This window comes from Mesorhizobium sp. WSM4976 (assembly GCF_029625685.1).
Taxonomy (GTDB): domain Bacteria; phylum Pseudomonadota; class Alphaproteobacteria; order Rhizobiales; family Rhizobiaceae; genus Mesorhizobium.
This window is the reverse complement of the sequence record NZ_JARTVT010000030.1, coordinates 37722-50316: the sequence shown is the minus strand read 5'-3', so window position 1 is coordinate 50316 and position 12595 is coordinate 37722. Positions and strand designations below refer to the sequence as shown.

General features: G+C 59.4%; 11 protein-coding genes. 4 read left to right on the top strand and 7 right to left on the bottom strand.

All coding sequences use genetic code 11. The annotated features are described in order from the left end of the window. Positions 1-61 precede the first annotated feature (61 nt). Positions 62-1042: a 2-dehydropantoate 2-reductase gene (locus P9272_RS29430; RefSeq protein WP_278163250.1), complete on the top strand. Its 981-nt coding sequence runs from the start codon at positions 62-64 to the stop codon at positions 1040-1042. A 113-nt stretch (positions 1043-1155) separates the two neighbouring features. On the opposite strand, the gene P9272_RS29425 is transcribed toward P9272_RS29430, so the two are convergent. From P9272_RS29425 to P9272_RS29395, 7 genes are all read right to left on the bottom strand, one after another. After that, positions 1156-1521, bottom strand: coding sequence for a hypothetical protein (locus P9272_RS29425; protein WP_278163249.1), 366 nt, complete (start codon positions 1519-1521; stop codon positions 1156-1158). A gap of 58 nt (positions 1522-1579) precedes the next feature. Continuing rightward, complete coding sequence (locus P9272_RS29420) at positions 1580-2074, bottom strand: VOC family protein (protein WP_278163248.1); 495 nt, start codon at positions 2072-2074, stop codon at positions 1580-1582. A 164-nt stretch (positions 2075-2238) separates the two neighbouring features. Next, entirely contained in the window at positions 2239-3261 is a 1023-nt protein-coding gene (locus P9272_RS29415; RefSeq protein ID WP_278163247.1) for a histone deacetylase family protein, read from the bottom strand. A 19-nt stretch (positions 3262-3280) separates the two neighbouring features. Further along, positions 3281-5701, bottom strand: a complete 2421-nt coding sequence (locus P9272_RS29410; RefSeq protein ID WP_278163246.1) for an aminotransferase class III-fold pyridoxal phosphate-dependent enzyme — start codon at positions 5699-5701, stop codon at positions 3281-3283. Between the two features lie 36 nt (positions 5702-5737). Continuing rightward, positions 5738-6751, bottom strand: a complete 1014-nt coding sequence (locus P9272_RS29405) for an ATP-binding cassette domain-containing protein (RefSeq protein WP_278163245.1) — start codon at positions 6749-6751, stop codon at positions 5738-5740. An 18-nt stretch (positions 6752-6769) separates the two neighbouring features. After that, positions 6770-7534 carry an SDR family oxidoreductase gene (locus tag P9272_RS29400; protein WP_278163244.1) on the bottom strand — a complete coding sequence of 255 codons (765 nt, stop codon included), beginning with the start codon at positions 7532-7534 and terminating at the stop codon, positions 6770-6772. Next, the gene (locus P9272_RS29395) at positions 7518-8240 is read right to left on the bottom strand and encodes a GntR family transcriptional regulator (protein ID WP_278163243.1); all 723 of its coding nucleotides are present in this window, start codon (positions 8238-8240) and stop codon (positions 7518-7520) included. The genes P9272_RS29400 and P9272_RS29395 overlap by 17 nt, the downstream gene beginning before the upstream one ends. A gap of 157 nt (positions 8241-8397) precedes the next feature. On the opposite strand from P9272_RS29395, the gene P9272_RS29390 reads away from it, so the two are divergent. The 3 genes from P9272_RS29390 to speB all read left to right on the top strand — a co-directional run bounded on the left by P9272_RS29390 (position 8398) and on the right by speB (position 12570). Beyond that, positions 8398-9357 carry an ABC transporter substrate-binding protein gene (locus P9272_RS29390; RefSeq protein WP_278163242.1) on the top strand — a complete coding sequence of 320 codons (960 nt, stop codon included), beginning with the start codon at positions 8398-8400 and terminating at the stop codon, positions 9355-9357. Positions 9358-9374: 17 nt separating this feature from the next. After that, positions 9375-11363: an ABC transporter permease subunit gene (locus P9272_RS29385; RefSeq protein WP_278163241.1), complete on the top strand. Its 1989-nt coding sequence runs from the start codon at positions 9375-9377 to the stop codon at positions 11361-11363. A gap of 157 nt (positions 11364-11520) precedes the next feature. After that, on the top strand, positions 11521-12570 hold the full coding sequence (gene speB / locus P9272_RS29380) for an agmatinase (RefSeq protein ID WP_278163240.1): 1050 nt from the start codon (positions 11521-11523) through the stop codon (positions 12568-12570). Positions 12571-12595 lie beyond the last annotated feature (25 nt).

Below are 12595 nucleotides of genomic sequence, written 5' to 3'. Positions count from 1 at the left end.
GCTTGTCGCGAGAGGTGGATCGGATGCTGGTGGACTGTCCGACAGGGCAACGGAGGGCCGGATGACGCGGATCTGCGTGTTCGGCGCGGGAGCGATCGGAGGTCTCGTAGGTGCCAGGCTCGCCGCGCGAGGCGAGGCCGAAGTAAGTCTCATCGCCAGAGGCGCCCACCTTGCCGTGTTGCGCGACAAGGGTTTGACACTGAAGTCCGAAGAGGACGAGACCACCGTTACCGTGCGCGCGACGGATCAGGCCGCGGATCTCGGCCCGCAGGATTATGTCTTCCTGGCTCTCAAGGCTCATTCACTTCCGGGCATCTTGGCCAGCTTGAAGCCGCTTCTGGGACCTGAAACGGCGGTCGTCACGGCGCAGAATGGTGTTCCCTGGTGGTACTTCTACAAGCATGGGGGCGTGCATGAAGGCCGCCGCATCGAGGCCGTCGATCCGAATGGTGTGCTGTGGGAGGCGATCGGACCTCAGCGCGTCATCGGCTGTGTCGTACATCCGGCCGCCGAAATCGCGTCTCCCGGCGTCATTCGGCATATCGAAGGCGATCGGCTGCCGCTTGGCGAACCCTCAGGCGAGAAGACCGAACGGACCGCCAATCTATCTGCTCTCCTCGTCTCGGCGGGATTCAGGGCGCCAGTCCGCCCGCAAATCCGCAATGAGATCTGGGTGAAGCTGTGGGGCAACCTATCGCTCAATCCAGTCTCCGCTCTGACCGGCGGAAAGCTCGACGAAATCTGCGCCGATCCAGGCACGCGGGCGATCATTCGCGCAATGATGGTCGAAGCGCAGACGATCGGCGAGGCGCTGGGGGCAAGTTTCGGGGTCGATGTCGATCGACGCATCGCCGGCGCCGCTGCGGTCGGGGCGCACAAGACCTCGATGCTGCAGGATCTGGAACTTGGCCGGCCGATGGAGATCGACGCTCTGGTGACTGCCGTCCAGGAACTGGGCCGTCTTACCGGTCAGGCGACCCCGACGATCGACATCGTGGAGGCGCTCATTCGGCAGCGTGCGAAGCTCGCTGGCTGTCTTTGACGGCGCCGGTCAATAGGTTGTTCAATCAGCATCATTCTTGCTGCCGCCGGCCGGATCAGCGGAATGAAAGCGCGATCGGCGCCTAACCGCAACGCACAGAGCGGTGCTCCCTTCTAATTGAAATCGATATTGCAGCCCCAGGCACTAATCACGTTTACCCAGATTTCCAACTTAAGTGTATTCCCGAACTGTTCGTTCCAATTGCCCACGATATGATCGCATAGAGATTGAAATTTTGGCTGAAAGTCATGATCGCTGGTTGAAATCTTTATCACGACATCTGGAACCGCGGAGGCCTGCACTGCTAGGGAGTTAAATGCAATTGCTGTACACTGATTCAACTCGACGATGATATCGTGGTCAGGAACGTTGAGGATTTCCTTCGTCGCCGCATAAAGAATATCCATCACAGAAGCGCGGCGGTCAGACAATTTCTTTTGAGAGTCAATGGATTTAGGGAAGATTTCAATGTAAGCCATTCCAGTATGTTCCCGCGTCATTGAAGCATTTCTATTCTAGCAAAATTATTAAAATAGATTATCTGCCGCGCAGTTTCACCTCCATCAGCTCTATGGGGAGCCCAATGGACGGCTCCATGTCCATCTTTACTTCTCTGGAATATTCAGATGAAAGCGTGTCGGTCACCTGCCATCCCAGTTTCGATAGCCGGTCCAATTCTGCGTCCATATTAGGGGTGAGGAAGCCGATTTCACTCAAGTGTCCAATTGGTGCGCCGCACCCAGTTTCGTATCCCAGCTTCTGTTCTTCCAGCGGTTCCATCAGTTCCAGGTAGAAATCGTCGTTCACCCAGGCGCCGCTGACAAAAGCCTCCCCCTTGAACAAATCTCCTTCGACGCGAGTGAAACCTCCCTTGCCGATACCAAAAGACTCGGTAAGCAGCCTTTCCGTGCGACCGATGTCGTCGACCCGAATGCAGACGTGGTTCATAATGAGCCTCTGTTCCTGATGGCACTTTTCAACCAAGCGCATCATTCGGCTCTCGAAGCTTTCTTCTTTGTCATGCTTTTCCATAACTAAACCCTCCGATCGTTTGCCAAACAAAATTAGGAGATACTGAGAAAGTTGGTCCCGACGGCGATCATCCCGGTTGCCAACGCAAGTGGCTACTCGCTTCCTGAGGCCAATCCGTTCCCCTTGGCAGGTCGTTCGAAGCATCCGGCGAGGCATAGGCGCATCTAACCTCCCGGCCCGACAACATTCACAACACAGGGACCAATTGCTTCAAGGCAGTATCCCCCTTCCAGCACAAACATGTGCGGGCAGCCTATGGATGCAACGGTTTCTCCAATCCGGCTGAAATCATCCAACTCCAGGGCCAGACGCCCTGCGGGATCCTTGGCATAGGTGTCTACCCCAAGTGCCACCACCATGTAGTCCGGAGAATAATCGCGCAGCCTCTCGAGCGCCATCGTCAAACCTTCGCGATAGCCCGACCAGTCGGTACCGGGTCGCAGTGGCACGTTCAAGTTGAAGCCTTCTCCAGCCTCGGCGCCAATCTCGTCGGCGTAGCCGGAGAAATAGGGGTAGTCCACCGCGGGATCCGTGTGGAGAGAGATCGTGAGGACGTCGGACCTGGTCCAGAAGATGTCTTGAGCACCGTTGCCATGGTGAGCGTCAACATCCAGGATCGCGACCCGGGCGCCATCTCGCGCCAATTCCTGTGCGGCCAGTGCGGTGTGGTTGGTATAACTCGTCCCTCCACCCATGTTCCGGCAGGCGTGATGCCCCGGGGGACGAGCCAGAACCAGGCCCGTCGAGCCAGAGAGGCGAAGATCCCTGGCCCCCTGAAGGGAAGCCCCGGCTGCGCCGAGTGTTGCAGGCCACATGGCCGGCGTGATCGTGCTCACGCCATCGAACATGTAGTAGGCGATCTTGCCTTCTATCGCGCTTGGGCATCGAGGCGGTCGGTTGCGGTGCGGCCAGACGAAGCCGACGCCGTCTAGTTCGGTGCCGAATGATCTCGACCATTCATCCCAAGCCGTGGCGAGGAATTCAAGGTAGTCTCCGGAATGAATGGTGCGCAGATCTGGCCTCGATGCGGGTGCACAGTCCAAGACATCAATGTGGCCGGCCTGCCGTAAGGCGTCCAGAACAACGCCGGTGCGCTTCGCCACGTCGAGTGTCGGGACGAACTTCCCGGGGTTGAGTTCGATTTTCGACTGATGCTCCAGATGAGCATCGCATTTGTAGATTCTCATTTGATGATCCCCGGTTGGCTCAGGCGCTGTTTGCGATCCGAAGATCGGGCGGCACCTCTGTCAGCGCGGTCTGTAGAGCCTCGAAGCACCGGTCGGCGTCGGCGACACTGAAGGCCAAGGGCGGCCTTATCTTGATGATGTTTCCCAAGGGGCCCGTCGAGGCAACCAGGACACCCAGGCTCTTCATCCGCTCACGCACCCAGCGGGCCGCGAGTTTCGCGGGAGCGCGCGATGCCCGATCGACGACTAGCTCGACCCCGTGGAAAAGGCCGCGCCCATGGATGTGGCCGACAAGCTCGTGCGTGCCGATCAAGCCGTCGAGAGATGCCTTGAGATGCGCGCCGACACGTTCGGCGTTGCCTTGCAGGTTCTCGCCCTGCAGCACGTCCAAAGTGGCGTTGGCGACAACCGCCGACACCGTGTTGCCGCCGAAGGTGTTGAAATAGCCAGTGCGACGCTGGAACGCCAGAGCGATGTCGCGGCGCGTCACGAGCGCGGCGATAGGATGCCCGTTGCCCATCGGCTTTCCCATAGTGACTATGTCGGGACGAACACCGAAGGCCTCGAAGCCCCACATATGCGTGCCCGATCGACCGAAGCCCATTTGAACTTCGTCAGCGATGCACAACGCTCCTGCGCGGCCCGCTTTGTCGAAGGCCCGGCCCATGTAGTCCGCTGGCGGGACCAAAGCGCCGTTGCCGTCAAAGATCGAGTCGATCAACAGCGCCGCGGCGCCCGGTCCCCTTGCTTTGAGGCGGGCCGCCGCTTCCGTCACGTGACCGGAGTATCGTTCCCCCAAATCGGCCTGGGCACCTCGATAGATGCCCCGGTAGACATTGGGAGGCGGTACCGCGTCGACCCAGCTCGGCTTGTCCTTGAGGTCGTATTCCAGCAACGAGAGCGGCGCGACCACCGAGGTGTTGCCATGATAACTGTTCTCGGTGACAATCACGCCTTCGTTGCCGGTGACCGACCGCGCAATACGAACCGCCAGGTCGTTGGCTTCCGAGCCGGTACAGACAAAGATCCAGGTATCCAGCCCTTCTGGGAGGGTCGCCGTCAGCCGCTCTCCCAGCCGCAGGATCTCGCGGTGGAGATAGCGGGAATTGGTGTTGAGCGTGGCCGCCTGCTGTGCGAGCGCCTCAACCACATAGGGATGGCAATGCCCCACATTGGCGACGTTGTTGTAGCAATCCAGGTACTCCGTCCCGGAGGCGTCGAACAGTTTGGTGCCGCGACCGCGTACGAGTTCGAGCGGCTCATTGTAAAAAGTGTAGGTCTCGCCCAACACCGATTGCCGGCGCAAGATCAGGGCTTTGATATCGCTCGAAGTCTGTTCCACCACGGGCGATGGAATTGGAGTGGGCACCACGGACGGTGTCATCGAGGCGACGAACGCGCCGTTGTCGATGTGGGCGAGGCGGGATACGGCGGACGAATACAGTGATTGCAGTTCCTCGAGGTGCTGGTCAATCCGGCCGTTGACGACAGCCTGGTAGCGGACGAGCCCGACCTGCAGGATCAGCCGGGCCAGTACCAGATCTTTGAGCACCGCAAGATCGGCGGCCTCCAGAGGCATATGCCTTTGGTAGCCGCGCACGACGGCTGCCGCGGCCGCGACTGGCTGCGGACTCCAATGGATGAAAGACGCCACGCCAACTGCCAGGTCCTGCGCGACTGTGCCGTAGACCAGGTCGCCAAAGTCAATAACCCCCACAACTTCGAGCGAAGGCTCCGCCCGGACCAGAACGTTGCTCTCGTGGAAATCATTGTAGATGACCTGGGATCGGAGGCGCGGCAGGGCCGCAAAGGTCGATCCGGCGAAGTGCTCCAGTGCCCGGTCGACCTCTGGGCGGATTTCTTCGGGGATATAGTCGCGCAGCCAGTCACCAAGGACCAGGCCATTTGCAAGGTCCCACGGCATCGGTCGAAGGGCGCCGCGATGATTAAAGCCCTGGAGCGCGCGTGCAAGGCGGCCCTGTGCCGCGCCGAGGCTCAGAAGGTCGTCGGTGGACAGGGTGAAGCCTCGCCGGCTCAACAGATCCATGACAGTTTCGCCGGCCACGAACGAGAGAACCCGCAAGGAATGCTTCTTTCCCTCTCCAGCCGAAATGCTGGAAAGCAGGTCACCTGCAAGGGTCCTGCGGACCCGTGGGACCTGGAGGGTCGGGTCTACCTGTTCGATATGTTCAAGTGCTTTCGCCTGAAAGATGAGGCTTTCCTCATCCTCTTCGAGAGATGCGATCTTGACGACCAACCTCTCGCCCGCGGCAGTGGCAAGACGATAGTTCTGCTCTCTTTCCCCCCCCAGCTGATGCCATTCGCCTGCCAGCCCGTAGTGCTCGAGCACATGCTCCGCGACCGGCTTCAGGTCCAGTCGCGGCGCCTTGATGCTGCGCAGGAGCGAGCGCGCTTCAGTCTCGGTGATCGTCGTTTGCATGGTCGAACTGGTACCTCGATTTCGACGCCCGGCCAGCTACGCCGTCATAGCAGACGTGAGCGCGTCGCCCAGATCTTGGCGTCTCATGAACCCTACCGTTGTGCCCGTGGAATTGCCGAAGGCGATCACGCTGGCCCCGCCCTGGAACGTTTCCGCGACTTCTCGCAGTGTCGCCTCAGTCTCGAGTTGCACGTCGAATGCGCCCGGCTCTCCAGGCTGCATGAAATTTTCCGCCGTCAGTATTCGACTGCGTTCCGCACTCGCGGTGAATGCTCTCACGTAGGAATCCGCAGGATTGAGGATCAGTTCCGCCGCGCTGCCGGTCTGGACGAGCTGGCCTTTGCGCAAAAGGGCGATGCGATCTCCAACGCGAGCAGCCTCGTTGAAGTCGTGTGTCACGAACACGGCAGTCTTGGACAGCGTTTTCTGTAGCCTGAGAATCTCGTCCTGCATTTCTTCGCGAATGAGTGGGTCTAGCGCCGAGAACGGCTCGTCCAGCAGCCAGAGGCTCGGATTGGTTGACAAACTGCGGGCAATGCCGACACGCTGCTGTTGGCCTCCGGATAGCTCATGCGGGTAGTGATCCTCTTTGCCGGACAGCCCGACAAGCCCGATCATATCGAGCGCTTTCTGCCTCCGATCAGCTGCTCGTACACCTTGGATCTCCAGTGGCAACTCCACATTGCCGACCACCGTACGGTGGGGAAGCAGCGCGAAATTCTGGAACACCATGCTCATGTGTGTCCGGCGCAGCAGTTGCAGGCTCTTGTCAGGCACAGCGCGCAGGTCCTGACCCTCGAAGCGCAACTCTCCGGCCGTCGGCTCCACCAGGCGCGTCAAGCATCTAAGCAGGGTAGACTTTCCGGATCCAGAAAGTCCCATGATGACCAGGATCTCGCCCTTCGCCACGGAGAGATCGATGTCGGCCAATGCCACGAAACCGCCGCGCTGCTCCACCGAGGAGATGTTCTCGCTAAGTGGCAAGCCGGGATCGATACTATGCGCCTTGGCCGATCCGTAGATCTTCCAAAGGTTCTTGCAGCTCAACATGGCTATCCCCGCTCGTAATCAGCCCAGTTCCCTGGCTTCGTTCAACATGATCGCGTCAGAGGAGGTATAGCCGCCATCGACGGTGATGCTCGTACCCGAGACGAAGCTGGCCCGGTCGGATAGAAGGAAGGCGACCACGCCAGCGACTTCCTCGGGCCTTCCGTCTCGCCCAAGGGGGGTGACCGACGCTGATCCCGAGGACGCCCCGGTCGTCATGTCGGTTTGGATCCATCCCGGCGAGACCGCGTTGGCGCGGATGTTTCGGGAGCCGAAATTGCATGCGAGGCTCTTGGCCAGATTGACCATCGCCGCCTTGGACGCAGCGTAAGCCATACTTGCGTAGGAGCCGACGAACGCGTCGGTGGAGGCGACCAGAACCACCGATCCTCCCGACACTATCTGCTTCTGCAGTCCAAGAGTCAGGCGCAACGTTGCATTCAGATTGACTTCGAAGGTGCGGTCCCAGATCGAGATATCGTATTCAGCAAATCTCTCGAACTTGACGATTCCCGCATTGTGAACGATGCCCCGAAGTTGGACGCCCTGCAGGCGCCGCATCAACGCGTCCTGGCTCTCTCGCGCACCGGCATCAAAATGGTGAAGCGTGACTTTGCGCCCCAATTCCTCGCCATATGAAACGAGGTTCTCTGCCGCTGCTGCATCGTTGAGGTAGGTGGCATGCACCTCGTAGCCGTCTCGAAGCAACATTTCTGCTGTCGCTCGCCCGATACCGCGGGAGGCGCCGGTGACCAGCGCGATCGGAACTTCACTTGGATTCGACATATTGCTCTTCGATCCTCTTTTTGGCTTTTGGCCTCAGTTTCTGGTCTTGATCCATTTCAAGGAACAGATTTACGCCCTTGCAGGCATACTGCAGGGCCGACGTCAGAATAGCCTTGGCGCTGGCCGCGTCTGACGCTTCCAAAGCGTCGATGATCGCAATCAGGGCCGCATTCAGCCGCGTGATCATGCCCTTTTCCTCGAAGGCCTCGCGCGCCGGCGGAGCTGTCTTGATCCAGACGCTTTCGATCATCTCGATGAGCGCCTGAGATTCCCCTCGCACATAGATCTTCATCAAAAGGCCGTTGAACCGACGGGCGTAGCCAACAGTGTCGCCAGCCTCGATGTCGCGCTGCATGCGCTCGGCTTCGTTTCGGAGCGCCTGGATCGTTTCACCCGAAATGCGCGCGGCTGCCCTCTCGAGCGCCAGGCATTCGAGGCTCACCGAGATTTCAAGATACTCGTTGAAGCTCTGCCGGGAAACGAAGGGGACACGAGCTGACCGGTTTTCCTCGATGATGAGAATGCCGTCTTCGCCCAGACGCCGGAACGCCGTACGGACCGGCATCGGGCTGACGCCCAGTTCGGCGGCGATGTCGCGGATCTTCAGTCGCTGACCAGCCCGCCAACGGCACTCAAGGATATCCTGACGGACAAGCTTGTACACGCGGTCCGAAGCGGTCGTGCTCTCCTCGTCCTTCTTCGTCATTTGTGACTCATTTGTGATTTTTATCATCTAGGCTCATGCCTCATTCAACTCGATAAGCCTTGGCAATGCAACCAAGTTTTTTGATTTTTGTGATTGACATGTGATAAGAATTGCGCCCTAACCTTGGTCCATAGGACATTTGAAAGGGTGTTTCGCCATGCGGTTTCCACTCTCGTCGGTTTCGTTCGCTTCTGTGCTTTGCGCCAGTCTGTGCATTTCTTCCGGCCAGGCGCTCGCCGCCGCCGAGTCCCAAAATCCGGTACGGCTAGCGATCGTTAGTGCGCCCGATGCGGACTTTATCACGAATGTCTTCGGCACCCTGCTCAAGAAGGCCGGATACAACATCCAGTACGTGCATACCGACTACACGGCACAGTTCACGGCCATAGAACTCGGCGACCTCGAGATCAGTCCGGCAATCTGGTCGTCTTCTCCCGAATTGATCGCAGCTGCGCTTGCGTCGGGCTCTGTGACGAAGGTGGGGTCGGTCGGCGTCAAGATCAGGGAAACCTGGTGGTACCCCAACTATGTTGCTGAGCTATGTCCGGGGCTGCCGGACTGGAAGGCGCTCAAGAACCCTGCCTGCATCAAAGCACTATCCAACCCTGAGACGGACGGAAAAATCAATTATCTCGGCACACCGGCAGACTTCGACTCCGATGACGAGCGCCGCATCGCGGCGCTGGGCCTCAACGTTCACATAACCTTGCCGGGCACCATGGCGGCCATGGTCGCCACGATGCAGGGCGCAATCGAGAGGAAAAAACCGATCATTGGCTTTGGTTTCGTGCCTCACTGGTTGTACGGCTCCGGCGAGGGCACCTTTGTCGATTTTCCGCCTTATGAAGATGCGTGCCGCAGCGATCCCGCCTGGGGCGTCAACCCCGATCTCGTGGGTGACTGCGCGTTGCCCACGGGCGATATCATCGAGTTGATCAACAATGATTTTGCCAAGCGAGAGCCCAACGTCACAGGGCTCTTGAAGAAATTTGTTCTGACCAATGAGGATGTTGCCTGGGGCATCCTCAAGCAGGATAAGGGCGGGCTCACGCCCGAAGCGGCCGCGGCTGAGTGGATCTCTGAGAACCAGAAGAAGTGGTCGCCGTGGCTTCAATAAGCTTCGGCGTGACATCAATGGCGCCGCTCCTTCGCCCCAAATGGCTGCCGAGCGGCCGTTTGTGGGGAGCATTCGGCCTTTTTTTGCTGTTCGCCGCCTATGTCGGGCGGGCGGCGCTACCCGAAGTTTTGTATGTCTGGCCGAAGCAATGGCTGTTGCCACTGCTAAAAATGTCCAATGATGTGCTCAACGAGTTGCTTCGCCGATCTGAAATCTTTGGCGAGCCTCTCCGTGTCTGGACGCGCGCGGGCGGGGAGGCGATCGGCCTTCCGATGCGTGGCCTGCAGAACCTTCTGACCGCCGGCTGGTCCTTTCCGGGTCGCACTGCGTCCGAAACGGTTACTCTGCCGCCATTGTCGTGGGTGTCGGTCGTTCTGGCTGCAACCTACTTGGGTTGGCTCGCCGGTGGGCGCCGCCTGGCTGTCCTGGCGTTTGCCACTTTCGCGTACTTTCTTGTTTTCAATCTTTGGGCAGAAGCGACATTGACGCTCGCTTCCGTGGCGTTTGCGATCGTCGTCGGCGTGGTCTTTGGGCTCGCGCTGGGCGTGATGCTGTTTCGTTGGCGTTCGCTCGAAACCCTATTGAACCCCGTCTTCGACGCCATGCAGACGATTCCGCCATTTAGCTATCTGGTCCCAGTCCTGATCCTCTTCGGGTTTGGTCCCGTCGCGGCATTGGTGGCAACACTGATCTTCGCTTTGCCGCCGATGGCGCGAGCGGTGGTTTATGGCCTGCGTCGGCTGCCGGACCATACGTTCGAGTTGTCGGGCATGACCGGTGCCTCCCGTTGGCAGGCCACATCGAAGATCCTTTTGCCAAGCGCGAGGGACGACCTCCTTCTGGGCGTCAATCAACTGGTGATGATGGCGCTGGCCATGGTCATTCTGGCTTCCATGATCGGCGCAGGTGGTCTGGGGTCGGAAGTGCTTCGCGCGATCCAATCTCTCAAGATCGGTCGCGGGTTGGAGGCGGGGATTGCGATAACTCTCCTCGCCGTACTGCTTTACGGCTATGGACATTCCATCGCTGTGCGTCGACCTTCTCATCTGTCCCGACCACAACCGATGACGCATCTCGCGATTGTGGCCGCCATCCTGATCATTCCCACAGTCGCGGGCGTCGCAATCTCACCTCTGGCGCAATATCCAGCCGCGTTGACAATCTCGACCGCTGATTTCTGGTCACGCGTCATCACTTGGCTGAACGGCAACTGGGGCGATGGTTTCGAAGCCACCCGGCTGATCATCACGCTCGGCGTCATTCGGCCCTTGTTGACGATACTGAGGGATCTCGGCTGGGCGTCGATTGCTGCCTGCATCCTTTGTTTCGGCTTAGCGCTGAGGCGGCCTTCTCTGGCTGTCCTGTCTTGCGCCACACTCATCCTGATCGCCGCCATCGGCTATTGGGACAGGTTGCTGATCACCTTCAATCTGGTGACGGTCGGGACGCTGCTCTCCCTTTTTGTCGGGGCGCCGCTGGGCATATGGGCCGGATCTTCTCGCCGCGTGCACGCGGTCTCGGAGGTTATCGTCACGACCCTGCAGACGTTGCCTTCCTTCGTATACCTGGTGCCCGTTGTCATGCTTCTAGGCCCCGGAGATGCAACTGCGGTGATCGCCATCGCGCTCTACTCCGTGGCGACGACGGTGCGATACACCGACCATGCCATCCGCAATGTCGATCCGACCACGATCGAAGCCGCGGTGGCGTTCGGGGCCACCCCGCTTCAAACGTTTTGGAAGGTTCGCCTACCTCTTGCCCGACCCGGTCTGATGCTGGGTCTCAACCAGACCATCCTCATGTGCGTTGGGATGGTGGTCATCACCGCGCTGGTTGGCTCACAAGGGCTTGAACTGGAGACCGTGGATGCCATCGCTCGCGTCGAGCCCGGCAGAGGGTTGCTTGCGGGCCTCGCGATTTCCGCGCTGGCAATCATCCTGGACCGCTATGTCGGCGCGGTCGCGGAGAGTTTGAACGCCCCCGGGTCACCCCGCCCCAGATCATGATGATCATCTATGCTCCGGCTCCCCCTACGGGTGGGAAATATGAACATTGAGGGCGCCACGTTGAAGCCATTCAGGGCCTGGATGGCGGGACGCGCCGTCGGCCAGTTTCATGTCGTGATTCCTGAGAAGCAACGCGACACAAGGAGAGGGTTTCGCAATGTCTGAGTTTAATGAGCGCCTTGCAGCGCTGCGGGCGAAATTCGCCGACAGTCTCGAGTTTCACGATCCAAACTTTCGCAAGGTTGGTGAGAAGATATTCAGCGGGGGAACCCGTCTGGCGCCGTATTCCGGCATCTCAACCTTTGCCAGCTTGCCAATGAAGACAATCGATTTTAACGCGCCCGACTTCGGCGATCTCCAGGTGGCGGTGGTCGGCGTGCCAATGGACCTTGGTGTAAGCAACCGACCCGGATCGCGTTTCGGGCCGCGAGCGATACGAGCAATCGAGCGGATTGGGCCCTACAATCATGTCCTCGAATGCGCTCCCGCGTTCGATCTCAGGATAGCCGACATAGGCGACGTTCCTTTTAAAAGCCGCTATCGCCTGGAGCAAAGTCACGATGATATCCACGCGGCGATTGCGGCGGTCGTCGCTGCGGGCGTAATTCCCGTCTCTGTTGGCGGCGATCACTCGGTCACTCACCCTATCCTTAGGGCCGTCGGCCGCGATCGCCCGGTCGGACTGATCCATATAGATGCGCATTGCGACACCGGCGGCCCCTTCGACCAGACTAAGTTCCATCACGGAGGGCCGATGCGTAACGCGGCCCTGGACGGCGTGCTCGATCCTGCCCGGACAATCCAGATCGGAATTCGCGGCCCTTCGGAATATTTGTGGGAATTCTCCTATGCCTCCGGCATGACGGTCATCCACGCCGAAGAAATTTCGGGTCTTGGAATCGAAGCCGTGATCCGCAAGGCGAGGGAGATTGTCGGCGACGGCCCGACCTACCTTTCTTTTGACGTCGACAGCGTCGACCCGGCATTCGCACCGGGGACAGGCACTCCAGAGATTGGCGGGCTCACGACGCGCGAGGTATTGGAGCTGATCAGGGGACTGAAGGGCGTCAATCTTGTCGGCGCAGACGTCGTCGAAGTGGCCCCGCAATACGACGCGACAACCAACACAGCGCAGGTGGGGGCTCAGGTGCTCTTTGAAATTTTGAGCCTACTGACGTTTAGCCCATCCCTAATGAGTCGGCTGTGAGCTTTTTCGAATTGGGGAGAGCATC

Excerpts from the sequence above, each read along its gene's own strand:
- P9272_RS29390 (WP_278163242.1), top strand. The coding sequence starts at position 8,398 with ATGCGGTTTCCACTCTCGTCGGTTTCGTTCGCTTCTGTGCTTTGCGCC.
- P9272_RS29425 (WP_278163249.1), bottom strand. The coding sequence starts at position 1,521 with ATGGCTTACATTGAAATCTTCCCTAAATCCATTGACTCTCAAAAGAAA.
- P9272_RS29405 (WP_278163245.1), bottom strand. The coding sequence starts at position 6,751 with ATGTTGAGCTGCAAGAACCTTTGGAAGATCTACGGATCGGCCAAGGCG.
- P9272_RS29420 (WP_278163248.1), bottom strand. The coding sequence starts at position 2,074 with ATGGAAAAGCATGACAAAGAAGAAAGCTTCGAGAGCCGAATGATGCGC.
- P9272_RS29415 (WP_278163247.1), bottom strand. The coding sequence starts at position 3,261 with ATGAGAATCTACAAATGCGATGCTCATCTGGAGCATCAGTCGAAAATC.
- P9272_RS29410 (WP_278163246.1), bottom strand. The coding sequence starts at position 5,701 with ATGCAAACGACGATCACCGAGACTGAAGCGCGCTCGCTCCTGCGCAGC.
- speB (WP_278163240.1), top strand. The coding sequence starts at position 11,521 with ATGTCTGAGTTTAATGAGCGCCTTGCAGCGCTGCGGGCGAAATTCGCC.
- P9272_RS29400 (WP_278163244.1), bottom strand. The coding sequence starts at position 7,534 with ATGTCGAATCCAAGTGAAGTTCCGATCGCGCTGGTCACCGGCGCCTCC.
- P9272_RS29395 (WP_278163243.1), bottom strand. The coding sequence starts at position 8,240 with ATGACGAAGAAGGACGAGGAGAGCACGACCGCTTCGGACCGCGTGTAC.
- P9272_RS29385 (WP_278163241.1), top strand. The coding sequence starts at position 9,375 with ATGGCGCCGCTCCTTCGCCCCAAATGGCTGCCGAGCGGCCGTTTGTGG.
- P9272_RS29430 (WP_278163250.1), top strand. The coding sequence starts at position 62 with ATGACGCGGATCTGCGTGTTCGGCGCGGGAGCGATCGGAGGTCTCGTA.